The sequence below is a fragment of the Microbispora sp. H10830 genome, from assembly GCF_014161375.1.
Taxonomy (GTDB): Bacteria; Actinomycetota; Actinomycetes; order Streptosporangiales; family Streptosporangiaceae; genus Microbispora; species Microbispora catharanthi.
The window spans coordinates 1-22,785 of record NZ_JABBWX010000004.1 but is presented as its reverse complement, the minus strand read 5'-3'; the positions used below and the strand labels follow the sequence as shown (position 1 = coordinate 22,785).

The 22,785-nt window shown below is 70.2% G+C and carries 18 protein-coding genes; 11 read left to right on the top strand and 7 right to left on the bottom strand.

Features of this window, described 5'->3' with window-relative positions; all coding sequences use genetic code 11:
• Positions 1-240: 240 nt before the first annotated feature.
• Entirely contained in the window at positions 241-486 is a 246-nt protein-coding gene (locus HHX35_RS12440; RefSeq protein WP_182899010.1) for a hypothetical protein, read from the top strand.
• A gap of 8 nt (positions 487-494) precedes the next feature.
• Here HHX35_RS12440 and HHX35_RS12435 read toward each other — a convergent pair whose 3' ends face one another.
• From HHX35_RS12435 to HHX35_RS12415, 5 genes are all read right to left on the bottom strand, one after another.
• A complete protein-coding gene (locus tag HHX35_RS12435) occupies positions 495-3,674 on the bottom strand; it encodes a penicillin acylase family protein (protein WP_182899009.1) in 3,180 nt (1,059 codons plus the stop codon).
• Positions 3,675-3,859: 185 nt separating this feature from the next.
• Entirely contained in the window at positions 3,860-4,366 is a 507-nt protein-coding gene (locus HHX35_RS12430) for a Uma2 family endonuclease (protein WP_310739095.1), read from the bottom strand.
• A gap of 249 nt (positions 4,367-4,615) precedes the next feature.
• On the bottom strand, positions 4,616-5,650 hold the full coding sequence (locus tag HHX35_RS12425; protein ID WP_182899007.1) for a polysaccharide deacetylase family protein: 1,035 nt from the start codon (positions 5,648-5,650) through the stop codon (positions 4,616-4,618).
• 335 nt (positions 5,651-5,985) lie between these two features.
• The gene (locus HHX35_RS12420) at positions 5,986-7,083 is read right to left on the bottom strand and encodes a polysaccharide deacetylase family protein (RefSeq protein WP_182899006.1); all 1,098 of its coding nucleotides are present in this window, start codon (positions 7,081-7,083) and stop codon (positions 5,986-5,988) included.
• 197 nt (positions 7,084-7,280) lie between these two features.
• The gene (locus HHX35_RS12415; protein WP_182899005.1) at positions 7,281-8,594 is read right to left on the bottom strand and encodes an MFS transporter; all 1,314 of its coding nucleotides are present in this window, start codon (positions 8,592-8,594) and stop codon (positions 7,281-7,283) included.
• Between the two features lie 145 nt (positions 8,595-8,739).
• Between HHX35_RS12415 and HHX35_RS12410 the strand changes: the two genes are divergently transcribed.
• Entirely contained in the window at positions 8,740-9,969 is a 1,230-nt protein-coding gene (locus tag HHX35_RS12410) for a serine hydrolase (RefSeq protein WP_182899004.1), read from the top strand.
• 4 nt (positions 9,970-9,973) lie between these two features.
• Here the strand turns inward: HHX35_RS12410 and HHX35_RS12405 are convergent, their stop codons facing one another.
• Both HHX35_RS12405 and HHX35_RS12400 read right to left on the bottom strand, forming a co-directional pair.
• On the bottom strand, positions 9,974-10,339 hold the full coding sequence (locus tag HHX35_RS12405) for a nuclear transport factor 2 family protein (protein WP_182899003.1): 366 nt from the start codon (positions 10,337-10,339) through the stop codon (positions 9,974-9,976).
• 105 nt (positions 10,340-10,444) lie between these two features.
• Positions 10,445-12,100 carry a class I adenylate-forming enzyme family protein gene (locus tag HHX35_RS12400; RefSeq protein WP_182899002.1) on the bottom strand — a complete coding sequence of 552 codons (1,656 nt, stop codon included), beginning with the start codon at positions 12,098-12,100 and terminating at the stop codon, positions 10,445-10,447.
• Between the two features lie 192 nt (positions 12,101-12,292).
• Between HHX35_RS12400 and argC the strand changes: the two genes are divergently transcribed.
• From argC to tyrS, 9 genes are all read left to right on the top strand, one after another.
• Entirely contained in the window at positions 12,293-13,315 is a 1,023-nt protein-coding gene (gene argC / locus HHX35_RS12395; RefSeq protein ID WP_182899001.1) for an N-acetyl-gamma-glutamyl-phosphate reductase, read from the top strand.
• Between the two features lie 28 nt (positions 13,316-13,343).
• Complete coding sequence (gene argJ, locus HHX35_RS12390; RefSeq protein WP_182899000.1) at positions 13,344-14,498, top strand: bifunctional glutamate N-acetyltransferase/amino-acid acetyltransferase ArgJ; 1,155 nt, start codon at positions 13,344-13,346, stop codon at positions 14,496-14,498.
• A complete protein-coding gene (gene argB / locus HHX35_RS12385) occupies positions 14,495-15,448 on the top strand; it encodes an acetylglutamate kinase (RefSeq protein WP_182898999.1) in 954 nt (317 codons plus the stop codon). The genes argJ and argB overlap by 4 nt, the downstream gene beginning before the upstream one ends.
• A 41-nt stretch (positions 15,449-15,489) precedes the next feature.
• A complete protein-coding gene (locus tag HHX35_RS12380; RefSeq protein WP_220505383.1) occupies positions 15,490-16,635 on the top strand; it encodes an acetylornithine transaminase in 1,146 nt (381 codons plus the stop codon).
• Positions 16,628-17,635 carry an ornithine carbamoyltransferase gene (gene argF, locus HHX35_RS12375; protein ID WP_182898997.1) on the top strand — a complete coding sequence of 336 codons (1,008 nt, stop codon included), beginning with the start codon at positions 16,628-16,630 and terminating at the stop codon, positions 17,633-17,635. Before HHX35_RS12380 ends, argF begins: the two co-directional genes overlap by 8 nt.
• Positions 17,632-18,216: an arginine repressor gene (locus tag HHX35_RS12370; protein WP_182898996.1), complete on the top strand. Its 585-nt coding sequence runs from the start codon at positions 17,632-17,634 to the stop codon at positions 18,214-18,216. Before argF ends, HHX35_RS12370 begins: the two co-directional genes overlap by 4 nt.
• A 412-nt stretch (positions 18,217-18,628) precedes the next feature.
• Positions 18,629-20,041 carry an argininosuccinate lyase gene (gene argH, locus HHX35_RS12365; protein WP_139575318.1) on the top strand — a complete coding sequence of 471 codons (1,413 nt, stop codon included), beginning with the start codon at positions 18,629-18,631 and terminating at the stop codon, positions 20,039-20,041.
• The gene (locus HHX35_RS12360; RefSeq protein WP_182898995.1) at positions 20,023-20,706 is read left to right on the top strand and encodes a DNA-3-methyladenine glycosylase; all 684 of its coding nucleotides are present in this window, start codon (positions 20,023-20,025) and stop codon (positions 20,704-20,706) included. The genes argH and HHX35_RS12360 overlap by 19 nt, the downstream gene beginning before the upstream one ends.
• A gap of 131 nt (positions 20,707-20,837) precedes the next feature.
• Entirely contained in the window at positions 20,838-22,103 is a 1,266-nt protein-coding gene (tyrS, locus tag HHX35_RS12355; RefSeq protein WP_182899351.1) for a tyrosine--tRNA ligase, read from the top strand.
• The last annotated feature ends 682 nt before the right edge of the window (positions 22,104-22,785 follow it).

The window sequence follows — 22,785 nt, the reverse complement described above, 5'->3', positions numbered from 1 at the left end:
CCCGAATTCGCGGTTCGGGAAACCGAACCCCGGTCACCACCAGCACGCCTGTCCTGTCCCGCCGCCGACACCTCGCTACTTTGCGGCTCGCCGTGATCTCGGGGATTCTGGACTTGTGCGCCCGGCGCCGTGGAGAGACGGCGCGGGCAGACTGCGGTGTTCACGCCCGGCCGGCTCGGGATCCGCTGGGCGGTGTCGACCGGTGGGTGACCGGGCGACCTGTCTGTTTGCGGAGGAGCGGTGCGTCACCTGCTGGTGTTCCCCGAGCGGGACAGCGCGGAGGAGTCCGCGGAAAGCGTGGCCGAGCTGTTCCCGGCACTCGGCGTTCCCGGCGTCGTCCGTGAGTTGCTCGCGGGCGAGGACGACGCCGAGGACGCCCAGTGGGTGGTCGTCGTGGACGACCCCGACGGCGCCCTCGGCCCGGCCGACCTCGCCCGGCTCGACGCCCTCGCCGAGGAGGGCGAGGGCTGGCGCGAGCCGGGCTGACCGTCGTCCTACGTGCCGTACACCTCGAAGGAGTACAGCGAGTAGCCGTAGCCGGTGGCCCGCTTGACGCCCTGCATCCGCACGTACCGTGCGCCGGCCGGCGCGAACGTGACGTTGTCCACGCCGCCGTCGCCCGTGGTCGTCTGCGCGACGGTGGTCCACGCGGCGCCGTCCTGCGAGGTCTGGATCCGGTACGACGAGCCGTAGGCCGTCTCCCAGCGCAGGATCACCCGTCCCACCGTCTTCGCCGAGCCGAGATCGACCTGGACGTACTGGTTGTCGCTCCACCCGCTGGCCCACCGGCTGGCCGGGTCCCCGTCAACGGCCTTCGCCGCGCTGTTGGAGCCCTGGGTGCTGGACGCGCTCGCCGTACGGCCCAGGGCGAGATCGGTCACGTCGTCTCCGCGGTGCGCCGGGAACGAGACGACCTGCTGGTAGGTCGGCCGGTTCTGCCAGGAGATCAGCGAGTGCTTGACGCCTCCGAGCGGCGACTGCCGGACGGCGTCGGCGCACCACTGGTCGCCCGCCGAGCAGGAGTCGTCACCCGGGTAGGTCGTCGCCGCCGGCTCGGCCAGCGCCGCCGACAGGCTGTCCAGCAGGACCGTACGGCAGGCCGCCACGGTCGTCCCGCAGTACTTCGCCGCCAGGGGAGCGGCCACCGGGTCGCCCAGCACGGCCCGGATGTCCTTGTCCACGTAGCCCCACCACCCGTACTGGAACGACGAACCCTTGTGGGCCTGGGCCTCGTTGGCCGATCCGGGCAGTGAGGAGACGTCGCCCTGCTGGTGCCCGGACGGCGACTCGTTGATCTGCAGCGCGTTGACCAGCGCCTGGTAGAGCCCGTCGCCCAGCCCGGGCCGGAACTGCGCCCGCACCAGCTTCGGCCACCACGCGTCGAAGATCCGGATGGCGTCGGCGTGCGCGTAGGTCTTGCTGCCCTTGGCGGTCTCCTCCCGCTTGGCGCCCACGGCGGCCCAGGCGGACAGCTTGGAGACGGCCGAGGCCAGCGCGGGATCGGAGACGGACGCGCTGTCGATCACGCGCAGCAGCTTGGGCAGCACCTTCCACCCGCGCAGGTCGGTCGTGGCGGCCGACGCCATGATCTTCACGACCCCGGCGCGGTCGAGGGTGCCCGAGGACAGGGCCGCCTTGACGGGCGCGTCGAGCAGGTCGGCCCGGTGGACCGCGCCGAAGCTGAAGTTGCCGTCGGCCGCGCCGAAGTCCTTGGCCTGCTTGTTGTTCCAGCTCACGAAGTAGTCCTGGTTGACCGCCTGGGGGTGCGCCGAGGGCGGGACGTAGGACGCCGTGTTGGCCGCCGGGTCGAAGCCGCTCCACTCGTGGGCGGCGTCGCCCGTCATGGGCAGGTTCGGGTCGGACACCGCCGACCGCACGGGGACGTTGCCGGACATGAAGTACGCCGCGTCGGCGGAGTTCACGTAGAACCAGTTGAACGCGAAGCCGATGGTGGAGGCCGAGTTGCGGAAGGCCGCCGCCGAGCCCATCTCTGCCGGGTCGTTGAACATCTGGAAGCCGATCGCGGAGTCCGCCTCGTGCTGATAGGTCGAGCGCAGCGCGGTGAACGCCGTCGGCACGCCGCCGACCGTGCCCCGCCAGGTGACCAGGCCATACTTGGTCCGCTTGACGACCAGGTCGTACGACCCGGCGGCGGTGGAGTCGGCCGTGTTGGGTTTCCAGGAGTTGGTCTTCTTCAGCGTCTCCATCGGCGTGCAGACGCCGTGGTAGAGGTAGTTGTCGCTGGAGATCGTGGGCGTGCCGCCGTTCGGGTCGCACAGCGTCACGGCGTACGTGTCGGTGATGTCCTCGGCGGCGGAGGTGGCGCTCCAGGCGTAGTCGGTGCCGCGTCCGAGCAGCACGTAGAGGTTGAGCCCGGCGAACGCCGCGCCGCGCGCCCGGATGCCGGGCCCGGACAGCTCCTCCAGCATGAGCAGCTGCGGCGCGAAATAGCCGGTCTGCGGGCCGAAGACGGCGATCGGGTGGCCGCCGGTCGCCTTGGCGGCCGAGATCACGATGGCGTTGGACATCTCCGGCTTGGAGTTGTCCACAGTGAGCCCGGTCAACGCGCTCTTGACCTGCGTGGTCGCGGATGTCGCGGTGCCGGTCTCGTTGGCCGTGATGTCGACCGGCGCGGTCGTCCCCGCGTCGGGCAGCACCACTCCGGTCGCGCCGGCCAGGGCCGCCCCGAAGGGGAAGCTCTGCCCGCTGTGCAGGGTCAGCACGGTCTCCGGGTCGTTCTGCGAGCGGAGGGCCGCCCACACCCGGTCGCCCTCGGCGGCGCCGTACTTCGCCCGCGCGGCCACGCGTACGAGGGCGGACTGCATTTCGGCGCCGCCGCCACCGCCGAACAGACCGCCGATCACGCCGGAGATCGCGATCAGGTCGGTCATCCGGAAGTCCTCCGGGCCGCCCTTGTTCGTGATCGCGTCGAGGTGGCCGGTGAGCACGTACTCACCCGGGCAGTCGCGGTTGGCCATGCAGTGGTCGATGTACGCGTTGATCCCGTCGACGTAGTTCTGCACGTCCGCGTAGAGCTGGGCGCCCCGGGTTCCGGTCGTCTTCAACCGGTCGATCTGGACCTGGAGGTCGGCCTCGGTGTAAGGGGAGTTGCGCCAGACGCTCTGCTCCAGCTCCCTGTTGCCGGCGGCGCCACCGGCGAACGGCGTCAGCTCGCCCCGGCCGACGTGGCGCATGAGGTCCATCAGCCACAGGCGGTCCTGCGCGCCGGCGTATCCCGCCCCGAACATGGTGCCCTCGCGGGTGGTGCCGGTGACGTGCGGGACGCCGGTCGCCTTGTCGCGGACGATGGTGACGTCCGAACGCGGGCTGACCGTGCTGTCGACCTGGTTCGCCGGCACGCCGAACGCGCTGTCGTTGAAGAACGCGGAGATCTGCTCGTCGGTCAGGCCGGTGTAGCCCGAGACGAGGTCGGCGTACTTGCCGAGCTGGTCCTTGCTGTGGGCCGGATACGTGCCGAGGGTCTGGTTGCCCAGGATGTCCACGAGCGTGGCGTTGCCGTTCTGGCCGGGCGGCAGGACGTCCGCGCACTGGCCGAGGCAGTAGTCGTCGGGCGGGTAGTAGGGGGCCGCGGCGGCCGGCGCCGCCGGCAGGCCGACGGCGACGAGGGCCAGCGTGGCGGCAGCGATGATCGCCCGTCGAAGGCGCGCGTGCATGGGGGAACTTCCCTTCGCGGTGTCAGGGGGTGAAGGGACCGAGGGTGGTGCTGTTCACGCGCGTGAATGTGAGCGATGCTCAACTCTGGACGATACGCGCGGGTAACCAGAGGAGCAATGGGTGATTCCTCGCCGGTGGCGGCAGCCCCGCGCCCGCTCTGCCGCCGGTTTCGTGAAGGCGAAGCTCAGAGAGCGTCGATCTCGGTGAGGTCGATGTCGATCTCGATGGGCACCGACAGCTTGAGCCGGTCGTGGTAGATCCCGGTCAGCGCGTACGACGTGGTTGCCGGGTCGAGTTCGTAGACGTAGACCGTGGGCCGGTCGGACTGGTTCTCGATCCGCCAGAAGTGGGCGATCCCCGCCTCCGCGTAGAGTTGCGGCTTGCGCTTGCGGTCCCGCTCCTCCGAGTCCGGCGAGACGACCTCGACGACCAAGAGCACGTCACTCGCCTCGTACGCGGTCTCACTCGTCCCCTGCACCGCCTCGGCGCGAAGGATCACCAGATCGGGTTCGGGCCTTTGGCGAAGCCCGAGGACGACACTCATCTCACGGCGCACGCGCAGGTGGGCCGGGCAGAACCGGCGCAGTTCCCGCTCCAGCAGGAACAGCATCAGGCTGTGAAAGGAGGCTTGGGGGCTCACGAAGACCAAGCTTCCATCAATCAACTCTGTGTGCGCAGGAAGTTGCGGCATGTGATCGAGGTCGGCCGCCGTGAAGCCTTCCGCCGGAGGGAAGATCCAACTGGGGAGACCGTGCGTGTCACTCAATGGCGCTTCGCTCCATGCCTCTGCCGTCATGCGCTCACCGTAGCAACGCATAAGCGTCTTGCGATGTGTTTCCCCGCTGGCGCGGTGCCGGAACACTCCTGCGCTCGCAGAGCGGCGAGCAGCCCAAGGAGGTGCGGCGCTCCCCCGGAAGAGCGCCGCACCCCTAGGTGGAGGTCAGCCGGCCTGGCAGGAGACGGACGGCCAGGTCCAGTTGCCGTTGTGCTGGATGGTCACCCCGAAGTTGTTGCCGCTGCCGTTCGGCTTGGCGACCATCACCTGTGAGCTGGGCCAGCTGGCACTGGTGTTCCAGGTCGCGATGATCTTCGCGGGGGAGGGGACGTTCATGGTCACGGTCCAGTTGCTGGAGCCGCTGACCGAGACGTTGAGGTTGTACCGGTCGCTCCACTGCTGACCCGCGGACAGCGTCGCGGTGCAGCTGCCGCCGCCGGGGTTCGTGGGCGTGACGGTCGGCTGGCCGGTCGGGCCGCCGCTGCCGCCGTCGGGGGCGACGGCCCGTCCGGTGCTCGGGGAGATCATGCCGGCGCACATGTTGCGGCTGCGGAGGTTGGCCGCGATCTGCGGGATGGCCTGGACCGTCGTTGAGTACTGGTCGTGCATGAGGATGATCTGGCCGTTCTGGAGCCGGCCGGCGGCTTGGACGATCTGGGCGGTGCTGGCGCCGTTCCAGTCCTGGGAGTCGACGTCCCAGATGATCTCTCTGAGGCCGAGCTGCTGTTCGACCGACTTGAGGGTGGAGTTGGTCTCGCCGTACGGCGGGCGGAACAGCTTCGGTGCGGCGCCGGTGGCCTGCTGGATGGCCTGCTGGGTCCGCTGGAGTTCGGACTGGATCTGCGAGCTGCTCATCTGGGTCAGGTGTGGATGGGTGTAGCTGTGGTTGCCGACCCACATGCCCGCGTCCACCTGGGCCCTGACCAGGGACGGGTAGTTCTGGGCGTTCTGTCCGATGTTGAAGAACGTGGCGCGCAGGCCGTTGGCCTTCAACGTGTTCAGCAGGTTGGTGGTGTTGTTGGGGTTGGGGCCGTCGTCGTAGGTCAGGCCGACGTAGCCGCCGCTGCAGTCGGCCGCGCTGGCGGGCGCGGCGGACAGGGCCACGGTCGCGACCGCCGCGGTGACGACGCCCGCGAGCGCGGCGGCGAGGGTCTTGCGTAAGCGGGGACGTCGTCCGAGGGGCACGGCGCTGTCGGCCATCTCTCGCTCCTTCGATCGGGGGGGAGGGCCGGACGGCGCCGTTCACCGGTAGGTGAGCGCCGCCCGGCCCAGGGGTTCGCCGGGCATCATTCTGAGGAACGACGCTGAAACATGTCAAAGAATCGCAGAAATGTTTCAGAGATTGGTCCGCCGATGTGCTCGTTGAACTGCCGAAATATCGGATGAAGGTTTCATGGCGGGAGCGTTCGGTAGGGACGATCCGCATGCTTCCGGGCAGGGCCGCACCTCGAGACGCGACGGTCGTACAGCGGTGAAGCGAGCTCTCCCCGCCGTACGACCGCGGTGTCGGGCGGTTGCCGTCGCGGTTGTGCGTGTCAGGACGCGCTGCAGGTCAATGTCGGCGTGGCGGCGGTGCCGTTGGCGACGAAGCCGAAGGTGGTGGAGGCGCTCGCGCCCAGGCTGCCGTTCCACGATTCGTTGCGCACGCTCACGGAGGAGCCGGAACCGGACTGCAGGCCTCCCCACAGCTGGCTGATGGACTGGGAGCCGGGCCAGCTCCAGGTGACCGTCCAGCCGCTGATCGCCGAACTGCCCGCGCGTACCGTCACGTTGGACTGGAATCCGCCGCCCCAGGAGTTGACGGTTTGCATGGTCGCCGTGCATGCGCCGGTTCCCGCCGTGGGAGTGACCGTGGGAGTGGGGCTGGGACTGGGGGACTGAGGGCTCGACGGGGACGGGGACGGGGAGACCGGGCCGCCGCCGTCGGGGGCGACCGCGCGGCCGGTGCTCGGGGAGATCATGCCGGGGCACATGTTGCGGCTGCGGAGGTTGGCCGCGATCTGCGGGATGGCCTGGACCGTCGTTGAGTACTGGTCGTGCATGAGGATGATCTGGCCGTTCTGGAGCCGGCCGGCGGCTTGGACGATCTGGGCGGTGCTGGCGCCGTTCCAGTCCTGGGAGTCGACGTCCCAGATGATCTCTCTGAGGCCGAGCTGCTGTTCGACCGACTTGAGGGTGGAGTTGGTCTCGCCGTACGGCGGGCGGAACAGCTTCGGTGCGGCGCCGGTGGCCTGCTGGATGGCCTGCTGGGTCCGCTGGAGTTCGGACTGGATCTGCGAGCTGCTCATCTGGGTCAGGTGTGGATGGGTGTAGCTGTGGTTGCCGACCCACATGCCCGCGTCCACCTGGGCCCTGACCAGGGACGGGTAGTTCTGGGCGTTCTGTCCGATGTTGAAGAACGTGGCGCGCAGGCCGTTGGCCTTCAACGTGTTCAGCAGGTTGGTGGTGTTGTTGGGGTTGGGGCCGTCGTCGTAGGTCAGGCCGACGTAGCCGCCGCTGCAGTCGGCCGCGCTGGCGGGCGCGGCGGACAGGGCCACGGTCGCGACCGCCGCGGTGACGACGCCCGCGAGCGCCGTGGCGACCGCCTTGCGTAAGCCTGTACGTCTTCCGATGGGCACGGCGTTGTCGGCCATGTCTGTTCCTCCTGTCAGGGACTCTGATCGGACACCGGGAACAGGCCTGGTGGCACCTCATGGCGCCGCCCGGCCCGGGGGTTCGCCGGGGGGATCATTCTGGGAAGCGCCGTTGAAATATGTCAAAGATTTATAAGAAATGTTTCAGCGAGGATCGGCCAAGCGCGGGTCGCGCTGCCGGAACGCCGATGAACCTTTCACGCTGTCGCAGACTCCGGCGGGCGGAGAGCGAGCGCGTGCTCGTCGGTCCTGGCGTCGTACCGCCGGAATTTGGGCAACACGGCGGCCATCAGTCCGACCGCGGCCAGGCAGAGCAGTCCGCCCGCCCCCAGGGAGAACCGGGTGCCGCCCAACTGGGCCATGAACCCGGCCCGCGCGTCGCCCAGCATCGGCCCGGTCGAGTAGGACAGCAGCTCGATCCCCGCCAGCCGTCCGCGATAGGAGTCCGGAATCGTCTGGTTCCAGATGGTGCCGCGGAACAGGCCGCTCACCATGTCGGCGCCGCCGGCGACGGCGAGGAACAGGAAGACCAGCCAGATGTCCGGCATCAGGGCCGCGAGCGCCACCGCGACGCCCCACAGGGTGGCCGAGACGATGACGGCGAGCCCGTGCCGATGGACGTGGGCCGTCCAGCCCGAGGCGAGTGAGGCGATCACCGCGCCCACGCCGCCCGCCGCGTACAGCACTCCGACGGCCTTGGACGCGCCGAGGTCCTCGGCCAGGAAGGGGAACAGCGCCGTGGAGCTGGCGAAGGCCATCGCGGCGATGTCCACGAGATAGGTACCCACCAGGTCGGGGCGTCGCAGCGCGTACCGCACGCCTTCCAGCAGGGAGCGCAGCGACGCGGGGGTGGGCTCCTCGGCACGGGGGACGGTGCCGACCCTGACCAGCAGCGTGAGGGACAGCAGGAACGTGGCGACGTCGACGCCGTAGGAGGCGGCCGGGCCGAGCGAGGCCACGATGAGACCGCCCGCCGCGGGTCCGGCGATCATGGCCGCGTTGCGGGACAGGCCCTGCAGGGCGAACGCCGCGGGCATCCGGTCCAGCGGCAGCACGCGGTTGATCAGCGCCTGTTCGCTTGGCCCGCGTATGCTGCCGAGCCCGGCGGCCAGCGCCCCTGCGGCGTACAGCACCCACACCTGCGGCCGGGGCAGCAGCGCGTTGACGAGCAGGAGCCCGGAGGACAGGCACAACCCCAGCTCGCTCAGGATCACGATCGTGCGCCGGTCGCGCGCGTCGGCGATCGCGCCGCCCCACAGGCCGCACACCACCATCGGTACGAACTCGGCCATACCCACCAGGCCCACCGCCACATAGGACTCGGTGAGCTGCTTCATCTGGTACGGCACGGCCACGGTCGTGACGACCGTGCCGAGCATCGTGATCAGCCCGGAACCGAGCAGGAGGCGGAAGTCGCGGAACTCGCGCAGCGGGCTGAGATCCAGCCTCAGCCGGCGGGCGAGGGACACGAGGGAACGGGCAGGAGCGTCCGGCACGACGAGCCATCTCATCCGGTCGGTCCCGGAAGAGGCAACCCGTTTTCCGGGCCGTTCCGCCCTCCACGCCGCGTGACGGTGCGGGCGTGGAGGGAATGCTGGACCTGCGGCTCGGCCGGCGCGCCCGAAGGGACGCCCGGCCCCGGCGGAGGGAGTCGGCATGGGCGTCATCCGGTGCCGGACGATCACGCTTCGCCTCCTGACCGTGTCGGCTCTCCTCCTGGGCGCGGCTCCCGTCGCTTCCGCGCCGGGAGCGGCCGACCTCGGACGGCGACCGCGTGACGCGGAGGCGGCGCTGGGCGCCGTGCTCGACCGGGCGGTGAGCGAGGGGTCTCCGGGCGCGCTGGCCCAGGTGTCCCGGGCGGGCCGTACGACGACGGTCACGCGCGGATTCGCGGACACCGGAACCCGGCGCAGGCCCCGGGCGGACATGCGATTCAGGATCGGCAGCACGACCAAGACGTTCGTCGCCACCGTCGTCCTGCAGCTGGTCGCCGAGGGCCGCCTCCGCCTGGACGACACGGTCGAACGGTGGCTGCCGGGGCTGGTCACCGGCAACGGCAACGACGGACGGGCCATCACCGTCCGAATGCTGCTCAACCACACCAGCGGGCTGTTCAACTACACGAAGGACGACCGCGTGCCGGAGGGGCTCGAACGCGATCCGCTCACGACCTTCACGCCGCGCCGGCTGGTGGGGTACGCGCTCAGCCACCCTCCGGTGTTCCGGCCCGGGACGTCCTGGGAGTACTCCAACACCAACTACGTCCTGCTCGCGATGATCATCAAGCGGGTGACCGGGCACGAGTACTCCACCGAGATCACCGGCCGCGTCCTGCGCCCCCTGGGCCTGCGCGCGACCTACTTCCCCGGCACCTCGCCGGACGTCCGCGCCCCCTTCATCCACGCGTACAGCAAGGACGGGCTCTCGCGCTTCAACCCGTCCTGGGCCTGGGCCGCAGGTGAGATGGTCTCCACGGTCGGCGACCTGAACCGCTTCGACTCGGCGTTGCTGTCCGGGCGCCTGCTGCCCGCGCCCCTGATGCGGGAGATGCTCACCCCGGTGCCGAAGTCCGACGTCTTCCATGGGCCCGGCCCCTACCGCTACGGGCTCGGCGTCATGATGGTCACGTTGCCCTGCGGCGTCACCGTGTACGGGCACGGCGGCACGATCTTCGGCTCGCTCACCTGGATGGCCGGCACCCGTGACGGCCGCCACACGCTGTCCTTCGACCTGAACGGCGACAAGGTGAACCAGGGGGAGCTCACCACGGCGGCGAACATCGCGGAGTTCTGCCCGGCGACCCCGGTCCCCTCGCAGCCGTCGGCTCCGAGGGGCACCGGGCTCCCGCGAGTACCGGGCTCCGAGGGGCACCGCGCTCCGGGGTGACCGATCAGGCGGGGACCTTGTCGAGGAAGCCGTACACGTTACGGATCCGGCCGTCCTCGGCGAGCGCCACGACGTCGAAGCCGATCACTACGGGCTCGGCGGCGCCTTCCGGGCCGAGGTGCCAGGTGAAGCGCGCGATGTCGCGGTGGCCGTCCACGGGCCTGCCCAAGGTGAACACGAACCCGGGGAACATCTCCTGCGCTCCGGCGATCACCGCGGCGATCCCTTCGTGCCCGGTGACGGCGGCCAGCGGGTCGGTGTAGCCGCCGTCCTCGGTCCACAGGTCCGCCACCGCCTTCGCCCTGGCGTCGGCGTCCCGCTCGTTCCAGGCGGCGATGTAACGCTCGGCCAGGGCGGTGTAGTCGGTCATTGTCCACTCCTTCGGGGATGTCTTCCGTGTGACACGTGAACGGTGTCACGGAGCCCCGAGGAGAGGCGATTACGCGGGAGGTAACCGGTGCCCATCCCGCGATCTCTAGAGGCCCAGGGTCTCCTTGCGCAGGTGGGTCTTGAGCACCTTGCCGCCGGGGTTGCGCGGCAGTTCGGCCTCCCTGAACCAGAACCGCACCGGCACCTTGAACGCCGCGATGCGGCCGCGCAGGAACTCCTGGAGCTCCTCGCCGGTGGCGCCGGCGCCCTGCTTGAGCCGTACGACCGCGCCGACCTGCTCGCCCATCTCGTCGTCCGGGATGCCGATCACGGCCGCGTCGTCCACCGCGGGATGCTCGAACAGGGCGGCCTCGACTTCGGCGCAGTAGACGTTCTCGCCGCCCCTGATGACCATGTCCTTGGCGCGGTCGACGATGTAGACGTAGCCGTCCTCGTCGATGCGGGCCAGGTCGCCCGTGTGCAGCCAGCCGTCCACGAACGTCTCCGCCGTGGCCTCCGGGCGGTTCCAGTAGCCCATGATCACAATGGGCCCCCGCATGCACAGCTCACCGACCTCGCCGGGCGGCAGCTCGGCGCCGAGCGGGTCGCAGACCTTGACGTCCACGACGGCGAGCGGCAGTCCGATGCTGTCGGGCTTGGCCAGGTAGTCCCCGCCGCTGTTGTAGATCGCGAGCGCCGTCGTCTCGGTCATGCCGTATCCGTTGGCGGGCGTGCGGTTGGGGAGCGACTCGGTGATCCGCTCCAGCAGCTTCGGCGGGGCCGGGGCGCCGCCGTACGAGACGGAGCCGAGCGAGGAGATGTCGTGCTTGTCCAGGTCCGGGTGCGACAGCAGCTGCCAGGCGTTGGTCGGCACGCCGCTCATCACGGTGACCTTCTCGCGCTCGATGAGCTCCAGGGCCCGCTTGGGGTCCCACTTGTACATCAGCACGAGCCCGCCGCCGCTGAACATCGTGGTCATCAGTACGGCGAAGCACCCGGTGACGTGGAAGAGGGGCACGGTCAGCAGGGTGATCCTGCGCTTTTCCGCCGCCGCGGCCACGTCCCTGCCGGCCATCGCCACCGTGCGCATCATCGCGTACGCGACGGTCATCGGCGCCTGGCCGAGGTTGCGGTGGCTGCCGAGGGCGCCCTTGGACCTGCCCGTGGTGCCGGAGGTGTAGAAGATCGTGGCGGGGTCGTCGGGGCCGACCTCGACCTGCGGTAGCGTCACGTCGGCGCGGACCTCGCCGAGGACCTCGGCCCAGCCGGCCCCCTCGCCGCGGGTGACGATCATCGGCAGGCCGCTGCCGGCCATCCGGGCGGCGCGCTCGCCGTCGGCGATCACGACCTTGGCGCCGGAGTCGCTCAGGCCGTACTCCAGCTCCTGCTCGGTCCACCAGGCGTTGAGCGGCACGGCCACCGCCCCGGCGGCGAGCACGGCGGAGAAGGAGACGATCCACTCGGGGTAGTTGCGCATGGCCACGGCGACGCGGTCGCCCTTGCGCACTCCGTAGTCGTCCACCAGGCGGTTGGCGAGCGTGGCGGCCAGCCGGAAGTGCTCCTCGTAGGTGATGCGCTCGTCCTCGTAGACGATGAACACCTTGTCCCCGTGAAACCGGGTGATCTCCAGGAGGGCCCGGAAGGACGCCGGAGCGTGCCTCCACGCCCGGATCTTGTGACCGCCGACCTCGACCTCTTCCATCTCGAAGAGCTGCCCGGGCGCCGTGAGCTGGGCCTGGACCTGTTCGTTCGTGATCGTCATGCTGGCGCACTCCCGGATTCGTTCGTTAACCGGAGGTTTCACGATACCGACCGGTAGGTACGTCGGCTAGATGTCCATCCTTCGGAACGCTGCTTGCATGCTCATGCTTTGCGATGCATACTCTCTACACCAGCAAGAACATGAGGTCCGATGCATGATCATGCAGGGATCGCGAAGAATCGGGGGGCGTGGATGAGGGCGGCGATCGCCGGAGCCAGCGGCTACGCGGGAGGAGAGCTGCTCCGTCTGCTGCTCGGACACCCCGCCGTCGAGATCGGCGCGCTGACCGCCGCGTCCAGCGCGGGCACCAGGCTCGGCGCCCACCAGCCCCACCTGCCGTCGCTGGCCGACCGGGTGATCGAGCAGACCACCCCCGACGTGCTCGCCGGTCACGACGTCGTCTTCCTCGCCCTCCCGCACGGTCAGTCGGCCGCGGTCGCCGCCGAGCTCGGCGACGGCACGCTCGTCGTCGACTGCGGCGCCGACTTCCGGCTGACCAGCGCGCAAGAGTGGACAGCATTCTACGGCGGCGTCCACGCCGGCACGTGGCCCTACGGCCTGCCCGAGCTGCCCGGTCAGCGCGAGGTCCTGCGCGGCGCCCGGCGCATCGCCGTCCCGGGCTGCTACCCGACCGCCGCGACGCTGGCGTTGTTCCCCGCCTTCGCGGCCGGGCTGGCCGAGCCCGACGTCGTGGTCGTCGCCGCGAGCGGCACCTCCGGAGCCGGCCGGGCGCCCAAGACCCACCTGCTCGGCAGCGAGGTCATGGGCTCGGTCGGCGCGTACGGCGTGGGCGGGGTGCACCGGCACACTCCGGAGATGGAGCAGAACCTGTCGGCGGTCGCCGGACGGCCGGTCCGGGTGTCGTTCACGCCGACCCTCGCGCCGATGAGCCGCGGCATCCTCGCCACCTGCACGGCTCCCGCCGCCTCAGGTGTCACCCCCGCCGCGGTCCGGAAGGCGTACGAGACGGCGGTGAAGGACGAGCCGTTCCTCCACCTGCTGCCCGAGGGGTTCTGGCCGGCGACCGCGATGACGGTCGGGGCCAACACCGCGGTCCTGCAGGTCACCCTCGACGAGCGGGCCGGGCGGATCGTCGCCGTCGTCGCCATCGACAACCTCACTAAGGGGACCGCGGGCGGCGCGATCCAGAGTGCCAACCTCGCTCTCGGCCTTCCGGAAGAAGTCGGCCTTCCCACCAATGGAGTCGCCCCGTGACCAAGATCGTCCCCTGTGAGGAGCGCGCATGAGCGTGACCGCACCGCTGGGCTTCCGCGCCGCAGGAGTCGCCGCAGGAATCAAGAGCGGCGGCGCCCGCGACCTGGCCCTGGTCGTCAACGACGGCCCCTCACGTGCCGCGGCCGGCGTCTTCACCCGCAACCGCTTCAAGGCCGCGCCCGTCCTGTGGTCGGCTCAGGTCCTCAGCGGCGGCCGGGTGAGGGCCGTCGTCCTCAACTCCGGCGGCGCCAACGCCTGCACCGGCCCGCTGGGCTTCCAGGACACCCACGCCACCGCTGAGAAGGTGGCGGAGGTCCTGGACGACTCCGCGGCGGAGGTCGCGGTCTGCTCCACCGGACTGATCGGCGAGCGGCTGCCGATGGACGCGCTGCTCGGCGGCGTGGGGACCGCGGCCGCCCAGCTCAGCCGCGACGGCGGCCTGGCGGCGGCCGACGCGATCCGGACCACCGACACCGTCAGCAAGATCTCCTTCCGCCGCGGCGAGAACGGCTACATGGTGGGCGGCATGGCAAAGGGCGCAGGGATGCTCGCGCCCGCGCTCGCCACGATGTTGTGCGTGCTGACCACCGACGCCGACCTCACGTCCGAGGAACTCGACACGGTGCTGCGCAGGGCGACCTCCGTGACGTTCGACCGGCTCGACACCGACGGCTGCATGTCGACCAACGACACCGTGCTGCTGCTCGCGAGCGGAGCGTCGGGCGTGCGCCCCGACCTCGCCGAGTTCGAGAAGGTCGTCACCGCCGTCTGCGCGGACCTTGCCCGGCAGCTTCTGGTCGACGCCGAGGGCGCCTCGAAGGCGATCGCCATCGAGGTCGTCGGCGCGGCGTCGGAGGAGGACGCGGTGGCGGTGGGCCGTTCGGTCGCCCGCTCGAACCTGCTCAAGTGCGCGATCCACGGCGAGGACCCCAACTGGGGCCGGGTGGTCAGCGCGGTCGGCACCACCGACGCCGTGTTCGACGCCGAGCGGGTCAACGTGGCGGTCAACGGCATCTGGATCTGCCGCGGCGGCGCGGCGGGAGACGACCGCGCCAAGGTCGACCTGCGGCCCCGCGACGTGACCATCACCATCGACCTGTCCGCCGGCCCGCACACCGCGACCGTGCACACCACGGACCTCACGGCGGCCTACGTGCACGAGAACTCGGCGTACTCGTCATGAACGTCAGGCGGAACGGCGCCCTGGACAAGGCGCACACCCTGATCGAGGCGCTGCCCTGGCTCGCGCGTTTCCACGGCGCGACCGTCGTCATCAAGTACGGCGGCAACGCGATGACGGAGGAGCACCTGCGGGCCAAGTTCGCGGCCGACGTGGTGTTCCTGCGCTACGCCGGCCTGCAGCCGGTGATCGTGCACGGCGGCGGCCCGCAGATCCAGGCGCATCTCGATCTGCTCGGGATCGACAGCCACTTCGTGTCCGGGCTGCGGGTGACCACACCCGAGGCGATGCAGGTCGTCCGGATGGTCCTGGTCGGCCAGGTCAACCGCGACGTGGTCGGACTGATCAACGGGCACGGGCCGTTCGCGGTCGGCATGTCCGGCGAGGACGCCCACCTGTTCACCGCCGAGCGCAAGCACGTCGTCGTGGACGGCGTCAAGGTCGACATCGGCCAGGTCGGAGAGATCGTCCGGGTCGAGGCCGGCGCCGTGCGGGCCCTGCTGGACGACGGCCGCATCCCGGTGGTGTCGTCCGTTGCCCGTGGCGAGGACGGCGGGATCTACAACGTCAACGCCGACACCGCCGCAGCCGCTCTCGCCGTGGCGCTCCAGGCGTCGAAGCTCATCGTCCTCACCGACGTCGAGGGGCTGTACGCCGACTGGCCCAACAGCGAGGAGGTCGTCAGCCGTATCGGCGCGTCCGAGCTCGCCGCGTTGCTGCCCTCGCTGTCCAGTGGCATGGTGCCGAAGATGGAGGCATGTCTGGCAGCCGTACGCGGAGGCGTCCCACAGGCCCACGTGCTCGACGGGCGGGTGCCGCACGCGCTGCTGCTGGAGGTCTTCACCGACGAGGGCATCGGGACGATGGTCGAGCCCGACGACGCCGTCCCGGCGGTGCGAGGCGGGATCGGAACGACGGCGGACGGCGCCGTGAACGGGGAGGTTGCCAGGTGACCACCAACGACGAACTGCGCGGACGCTTCGAAGCGGCGTTCATGCGCAACTACGGGGTGCCGCCGGTCGCCATCGCCCGCGGCGAGGGCTGCGTCGTCTGGGACGTGGACGGGCGCCGCTACCTCGACCTCATCGGCGGCATCGCGGTGACCTCGCTCGGCCACAACCACCCGGACCTGGTCGAGGCCGTGTCCCGGCAGGTGGCCACTCTCGCGCACACCTCGAACCTGTTCCTGCACGAGCCCGAGGTGCTGCTCGCCGAGAAGCTGCTCGCCCTGCTCGGGGAGCCGGCGCGGGTCTTCCTCTCCAACTCCGGCACCGAGGCCAACGAGGCGGCAGTCAAGATCGCCATCAAGTACGGCAAGACACACGGCCGCGGCTACATGGTGGCGACGGAGAACGGCTTCCACGGCCGCACGCTCGGCGCCCTGTCACTGACGGGCAAGCCCTCGATCCGCGACCAGTTCGGGCCGTTCCCGCTCGACGTCCGGTTCGTCCCGTACGGGGACGCGGACGCGCTCAAGAACGCGGTGACCGAGGACTGCGCCGCGGTCTTCCTGGAGCCCACGCAGGGTGAGGCGGGTGTCATACCGCCGCCCGACGGCTACTTCCGCACCGCCAGGGAGATCTGCTCCTCGGCGGGGGCACTGCTCGTGGCCGATGAGATCCAGTCCGCCATCGGCCGCGCCGGGCACTGGTTCGCCCACCAGGCGGAGGGGGTCGTCCCCGACGTTCTGACGCTGGCCAAGGGCCTCGGCGGAGGCCTGCCGATCGGAGCCTGCATCGGCTTCGGCGAGGCCGGTGAGGTCTTCGCCAAGGGCGACCACGGCTCGACCTTCGGCGGCAACCCGGTCTCGTGCGCGGCGGCGCTCGCGGTGCTGAACACGATCGAGCGCGACGGACTGCTCGGCAATGCCGTGAAGGTGGGGGCGCTGCTGTCCGAGGGCATCGCCGCCGTGCGGCATCCGTTGCTCAAGGGGATCAGGGGACGCGGGCTCTGGCTGGCCGCCGTGCTCACCGCGCCGAAGTCGGCGCAGGTGCAGGCGGCGGCGCAGGAGGCCGGTTTCCTGGTCAACGCCCTTCAGCCCGACGCGGTACGGCTCGCGCCGCCGCTCGTCATCACCGAGTCCGACGTGCAGACCTTCCTCGACGCGCTGCCCGGCATCCTGGAGGCCGCAGATGCCTGAGAACGACCTCGTGAACCCCGTCACCGGCCCAGACCCGGCGCGAGTCAGGCAGGGCCCAGACCCGGCGCGAGTTAGGCACTTCCTGCGGGACGACGACCTGTCGCCGGAAGAGCAGGCGCAGGTGCTCGACCTCGCCGAGGCGATGAAGAAGGACCGGTTCGGCTACCGGCCCTTCGAGGGCCCCCGCACGGTCGCCGTGCTGTTCGACAAGCCGTCCACCCGCACCAGGGTCTCCTTCACCGTCGGCGTCGCCGAGCTGGGCGGCCAGCCTCTGGTCATGGACCTCGGCACGTCGCAGATGGGACGTGGAGAGCCGATCGAGGACACCGCGCGGGTGCTGGACCGGCAGGTCGCGGCGATCGTGTGGCGGACGGCGGGTCAGGAGCGCATCGAGGCGATGGCGGCCCACTCCTCGGTGCCGGTGGTGAACGCGCTGACCGACGAGTTCCACCCCTGCCAGATTCTCGCCGACCTGCAGACGATCCGGGAGCACAAGGGCTCGCCGCGGGGCCTCACGCTCGCTTACCTCGGCGACGGCGCCAACAACATGGCCCACTCCTACCTGCTGGGCGGGGCCACGGCCGGCATGCACGTCCGGATCGGGGCGCCGGTGGGCTACCTGCCCGACGCCCTGGTCATGGAGCGGGCTGCCGAGATCGCGGCTTCCACGGGCGGGTCCGTCACGGCGGTGAGCGATCCGGAGGCCGCGGTGGCCGGAGCGCACGTCGTCGCGACCGACACCTGGGTGTCCATGGGCCAGGACGGCAAGGACGAGCGGGTCGCGGCCTTCGCCTCCTACCAGGTGTCCACGGCCCTGCTCGGCCTGGCGGACCCGGACGCGATCGTGCTTCACTGCCTCCCGGCGTACCGGGGGTTGGAGATCGCCGCGGACGTCATCGACGGGCCGCAGAGCGTGGTGTGGGACCAGGCGGAGAACCGGTTGCACGCCCAGAAGGCACTGCTGCACTGGCTGGCGACGCGGGGTGCGGAGGGGTCGTGACCATCCCGCTGACCAAGGCGGCCCGGCACGCGCGCATCGTGGAGCTGCTGACCAGGCACAAGGTCCGCTCACAGCCCGAGCTGGCCAAGCTCCTGGCGGAGCAGGGAGTGGAGGTCACCCAGGCCACGCTCTCCCGCGATCTCGACGAGCTGGGCGCGCTGAAGCTGCGGGCCGACGACGGCACGCTGGTCTACGCGCTACCCGGTGAGGGCGGGGGACGGATACCGCTCTACCGGACCGGTGCCGCCAACGGCTTGCCGGAGAACCCCGACGCGCGACTGCGGAGAATCGCGGAGGAGCTCCTGGTGTCGGCCGAGGCGTCGGCCAACCTCGTGATCCTGCGCACGCCGCCGGGAGCGGCACAGTTCCTCGCCTCGGCCATCGACCACGCGGGCTGGGAGTCGATCCTCGGCACGGTGGCCGGCGACGACACGATCCTCGTCATCAGCCGTGACCCGACCGGGGGGCAGGCGCTGGCGGAGACCCTGCTCAACCTGGCCACCCGCCGCCCGCCCGACGTGAGCAGGCACAAGCTCGCCGCGGAGCTCCGCGACCACGGCAGTGAGAAGCAGGAACCATGACGTGCCGGGCCCACTCGCAAGCGGACTTGGCACGTCGGTGGCGATCTCCTGCCGCACCGGGAGGACCCGTGCGGAGGCCGTCGGAGAAGGGCCTGTCGATCGACGTCAGCGGGAGATCGCCGTACCCGATGGATCACAAGGAAATCGCGGCCGCGCGGGACGCCCGCCAGGCCTGATCCACCCGGCATACGCCCCGGTTCCGGTGCAGGGACCGGGGCGTACGTCGGCTAAGGTCGCGGATTAGTCCCGCAGAAGGATCCGCGTGAAGGATTCGCGCCGAAGGTTCATCCGAGAAAACCGGAGAAGGCGCAAGGATCCACATATGACGGCCCCGGGCGGGAACGGCGCGCGGTCATCTTTTCTGCAGGGACTTGAATATCGGAGGGAGAAGACGGTGGCGGACAACAAGCCGATGCGGCTCTGGGGTGGCAGGTTCGAGGGGGGACCCGCGGACGCCCTCACGCGCCTGTCGGTGAGCGTGCAGTTCGACTGGCGGCTCGCGCCGTACGATCTGCTGGCCTCGCGCGCGCACGCGCGCGTGCTGCACCGCGCCGGGCTGCTGACGCAGGAGGAGCTCGACCGCATGCTGGGCGCGCTCGACGACCTCGACCAGGCGTGCCGCAAGGGGGAGTTCCGCCCCACCGTGGCCGACGAGGACGTGCACACGGCGCTGGAGCGCGGCCTGCTCGAACGGCTCGGCTCGCTGGGCGGCAAACTCCGCGCCGGTCGCAGCCGCAACGACCAGATCGCCACCGATCTGCGCCTCTACCTGCGTGACCACGTCCGCATGATCGTCTCCCGGCTTGTCGAGCTGGAGACGGCGCTGATCAGCCAGGCCGAGGAGAACGCCGACGTCGCCGCTCCTGGCATGACGCACCTGCAGCACGCCCAGCCCGTGTCGTTCGGCCACCAGCTTCTGGCCCACGTCCACGCGCTCACCAGGGACGTGGACCGCCTCCGGGACTGGGACAGGCGCGCGGCGGTCTCGCCGCTCGGCTCGGGCGCGCTGGCCGGGTCCTCCCTGCCGCTCGACCCCGCCGCCGTCGCCGCCGAACTCGGGTTCGACGCCCCCGCGCCGAACTCGATGGACGCGGTCGCCGACCGCGATTTCGCGGCCGAGTTCCTGTTCTGCGCGGCGCTGATCGGTGTGCACATCTCCCGGCTCGGCGAGGAGATCGTGCTGTGGGCTTCGCAGGAGTTCCGGTGGATCGAGGTGGACGACGCCTATTCCACCGGTTCGTCGATCATGCCGCAGAAGAAGAACCCTGACGTGGCCGAGCTGGCCAGGGGCAAGAGCGGCCGGCTGATCGGTTCGCTGATGTCGCTGCTGACGACCCTCAAGGGCCTGCCGCTCACCTACAACCGCGACCTGCAGGAGGACAAGGAGCCGGTGTTCGACGCGGTCGACACCCTGCTCCTGGTGCTCCCCGCCGTTTCGGGCATGGTCTCCACGATGCGCGTGAACAAGGCCAAGTTGGAGGCCAGCGCGCCCGACGGCTTCGCCCTGGCCACCGACCTCGCCGAACTGCTGGTCCGCCGCGGGGTGCCGTTCCGCGAGGCGCACGAGGCCGTCGGCCACTTGGTGGTGTGGTGCCAGGTGAACGACAAGGACCTCGGTGAGCTCACCGACGACGAGCTGGCCAAGGTCTCGCCGCACTTCGCCGTCGACGCGACCGGTGCGAGCGTCCGTGACGTGCTGAACGTGCACGGCGCGCTGGCCGCCCGCAGCGCCTTCGGCGGCACCGCGCCCGACCGGGTCCGCGACCAGATCGCGAACCTCAGGGACGTCGTCGACGGTCAGGCGGCATGGGCGAACGAGAGCTGATCGAGGACGTCGCGGGCGCCCCGCTCGGCCGCGGCTTCTTCGACCGCCCTTCCGACGTGGTCGCGCCCGACCTGCTCGGGCGCGTGGTCGTGCACGGGTCGGTGGCGGTGCGGCTGAGCGAGGTCGAGGCGTACGGCGGGCCGGGGCAGGACCCGGCCGCCCACACCTACCGGGGGCGCACTCCGCGTAACTCGGTCATGTTCGGGCCGCCGGGGCACCTCTACGTCTACTTCACGTACGGCATGCACTATTGCGCCAATCTCGTGTGCATGCCCGCGGGCACCGGCGCGGCCGTCCTGTTACGCGCCGGGGAAGTGATCGCGGGTGTGCACACCGCGCGCATCCGGCGCCTGCCGCACGCCGACGGGCCGGATCTGGAGGGGCTGGTGCGGCGTGTCCCGGACCGCGACCTTGCGCGTGGACCGGCCCGGCTCACGGTGGCGCTCGGCCTGGTCCGGGAGCACAACGGAACGGACTGCTGCGCCGGTGGGCCGATCCAGGTGCACGAGGGCCGGCCCGTGCCGTCCGGCCAGGTCAGGACAGGTCCTCGCACCGGTGTGTCGGCGGGCGCCGAGACGCCCTGGAGGTTCTGGATCGACGGCGATCCCACCGTCTCGCCATACCGCGCCCACGTTCCCCGGCGCCGAGGCCGTGCCACGAGCTGACGCGCAGGTAAGAAGTGGCGATAAGGTTCCGTGATCAGGCAGGCTTGTACGGAAGCCCGTACATCCACCATCGATAAGCGAAAGCCACGACCGTGACCGCAACTTCAGGCAACCTCGTGCCGACGTCGGAGATGGCTGACATCCTCGACGAGCTCGAGTGGCGCGACGTGATCGCGCAGACGACCGACATCGACGCGCTGCGCAAGGCGCTGGCGGACGGTCCTATCACCGTATATGCGGGCTTCGACCCGACCGCACCCTCGCTGCACGTGGGCAACCTGGCCACGCTGCTGATCTTGACCCGTTTTCAGCGGGCGGGTCACCGGCCCATCGGCCTGGTCGGAGGGGCCACCGGTCTGATCGGCGACCCGAGCGGCCGCAGCACCGAGCGGGCGCTGAACTCCAGCGACATCGTCGCCGAATGGGTTGCACGAATTCGGGTGCAGGTCGAGAAGTTCCTGTCCTTCGAGGAGGGACCGACAGCGGCCACGCTGGTCAGCAACCTCGACTGGACCGCGAACCTGTCGGCGATCGACTTCCTCCGGGACGTCGGTAAGCACTTCCCCGTCAACCGCATGCTGGCGAGGGAGTCGGTCTCCGCCCGGCTCGCCGGGGAGGGGCTCAGCTACACCGAGTTCAGCTACCAGATCCTGCAGGCCAACGACTACCTCGAGCTGCACCGGCGGCACGGATGCACGTTGCAGCTCGGCGGCAGCGACCAGTGGGGCAACATCACCGCGGGCGTCGACCTGATCCGCCGGGTCGAGGGAGCCCATGTCCACGCGCTGACCGGCAAGCTGATCACCAAGGCCGACGGCACGAAGTTCGGCAAGACGGCCGGCGGTGCGGTCTGGCTCGATCCCGCGCTGACCTCGCCGTACGCGTTCTACCAGTACTGGCTGAACGCCGACGACCGGGACGTGGTGCGGTTCCTCAAGGTCTTCACCTTCCGGACGCGGGAGGAGATCGACGAGTTGGAGAAGGCCGTGGCCGAGCGGCCGGCGGCTCGCGAGGCGCAGCGCGCCCTGGCCGAGGACCTGACCACTCTGGTCCACGGTTCCGACGAGCTGGCCCGAGTGATCGCCGCTTCGCGCGCGCTGTTCGGGCAGGGCTCGCTGGCCGAACTCGACGCCCGCACGCTGGAGTCCGCGCTCGCCGAGGTGCCCAAGGCGGTCGTGCCCGCCCTGGGAGCGCCGTACGTCGAGCTGCTCGCGCAGAGCGGCCTGGTGGAGTCGAAGTCCGCGGCGCGCCGGGCCGTCAAGGAGGGCGGCGCGTACCTGAACAACACGAAGATCACCGACGAGGAGTACGTGCCCTCGGCGGACGACCTGCTGCACGGCCGATTCCTCGTGCTGCGCAGGGGCAAGAAGACGGTCGGCGGCGTCGAGGTCGCCTGACCATGGCACCGTGCTGACCATGGCACTGTGCTGACCATGGCACTGTGCTGACTTTGGCGCTGTGCTGACCAGGCACTGGGCAGCCGCCTCGGTCCCGGACCGGGGCGGCTGTTTTATGGCCAAGAGTTGTTGTGACGTAGGTAACAATCACATGGCGTGGAGGGTGGCCGACGCCGGAAGTTCCCGTCTGACCTAGGGTTTCGGCCATCTCGGCGTGATTTGACGGCTGGGTCGGCGTTGCCTAATGTTTTCTTCGCCCCCGGGGAACGCGGGACGCCGACAGGCGGCCGGACCCGACGGGCAAGCCACTCTGACAACCATCCAGACGAGGCGTCCGCGTCGAGTCCGGGTCGTTCGTGGCGCGGCCAGACCGAAAGGTTTGACGCGAGGCGGCCGAGGGTTTAGTATGGAGTGGTTGCCCCGAAAGGGGTGGTCACTCTAACAAGAGCATCGGCCGAGATCGTATGGCCCTCCAGGTCTGCGGTGCGGCGATCGTCATAGAGTCGGCCGAACGGAAGTCATCGCCCTGGATCTCGGGACTCCCTGCGGGTTTCGGGTGATGGTGGTCGCGTCCGTTTCTTGAGAACTCAACAGTGTGCTAAAAGCCAGTGCATGAATCATGCATGACCCCGTCAACCGGTGGTTTCATCGGTGACGGATTCCTTTGACGGCATCCTTCCTT

What these genes read in the sequence shown, in the direction of transcription:
- HHX35_RS12435 (WP_182899009.1), bottom strand. Translation starts at nt 3,674, where the DNA reads ATGCACGCGCGCCTTCGACGGGCGATCATCGCTGCCGCCACGCTGGCC.
- HHX35_RS12430 (WP_310739095.1), bottom strand. Translation starts at nt 4,366, where the DNA reads ATGCCGCAACTTCCTGCGCACACAGAGTTGATTGATGGAAGCTTGGTC.
- HHX35_RS12425 (WP_182899007.1), bottom strand. Translation starts at nt 5,650, where the DNA reads ATGGCCGACAGCGCCGTGCCCCTCGGACGACGTCCCCGCTTACGCAAG.
- HHX35_RS12420 (WP_182899006.1), bottom strand. Translation starts at nt 7,083, where the DNA reads ATGGCCGACAACGCCGTGCCCATCGGAAGACGTACAGGCTTACGCAAG.
- HHX35_RS12415 (WP_182899005.1), bottom strand. Translation starts at nt 8,594, where the DNA reads ATGAGATGGCTCGTCGTGCCGGACGCTCCTGCCCGTTCCCTCGTGTCC.
- HHX35_RS12410 (WP_182899004.1), top strand. Translation starts at nt 8,740, where the DNA reads ATGGGCGTCATCCGGTGCCGGACGATCACGCTTCGCCTCCTGACCGTG.
- HHX35_RS12405 (WP_182899003.1), bottom strand. Translation starts at nt 10,339, where the DNA reads ATGACCGACTACACCGCCCTGGCCGAGCGTTACATCGCCGCCTGGAAC.
- HHX35_RS12400 (WP_182899002.1), bottom strand. Translation starts at nt 12,100, where the DNA reads ATGACGATCACGAACGAACAGGTCCAGGCCCAGCTCACGGCGCCCGGG.
- argC (WP_182899001.1), top strand. Translation starts at nt 12,293, where the DNA reads ATGAGGGCGGCGATCGCCGGAGCCAGCGGCTACGCGGGAGGAGAGCTG.
- argJ (WP_182899000.1), top strand. Translation starts at nt 13,344, where the DNA reads ATGAGCGTGACCGCACCGCTGGGCTTCCGCGCCGCAGGAGTCGCCGCA.
- argB (WP_182898999.1), top strand. Translation starts at nt 14,495, where the DNA reads ATGAACGTCAGGCGGAACGGCGCCCTGGACAAGGCGCACACCCTGATC.
- HHX35_RS12380 (WP_220505383.1), top strand. Translation starts at nt 15,490, where the DNA reads ATGCGCAACTACGGGGTGCCGCCGGTCGCCATCGCCCGCGGCGAGGGC.
- argF (WP_182898997.1), top strand. Translation starts at nt 16,628, where the DNA reads ATGCCTGAGAACGACCTCGTGAACCCCGTCACCGGCCCAGACCCGGCG.
- argH (WP_139575318.1), top strand. Translation starts at nt 18,629, where the DNA reads ATGCGGCTCTGGGGTGGCAGGTTCGAGGGGGGACCCGCGGACGCCCTC.
- HHX35_RS12360 (WP_182898995.1), top strand. Translation starts at nt 20,023, where the DNA reads ATGGGCGAACGAGAGCTGATCGAGGACGTCGCGGGCGCCCCGCTCGGC.
- tyrS (WP_182899351.1), top strand. Translation starts at nt 20,838, where the DNA reads ATGGCTGACATCCTCGACGAGCTCGAGTGGCGCGACGTGATCGCGCAG.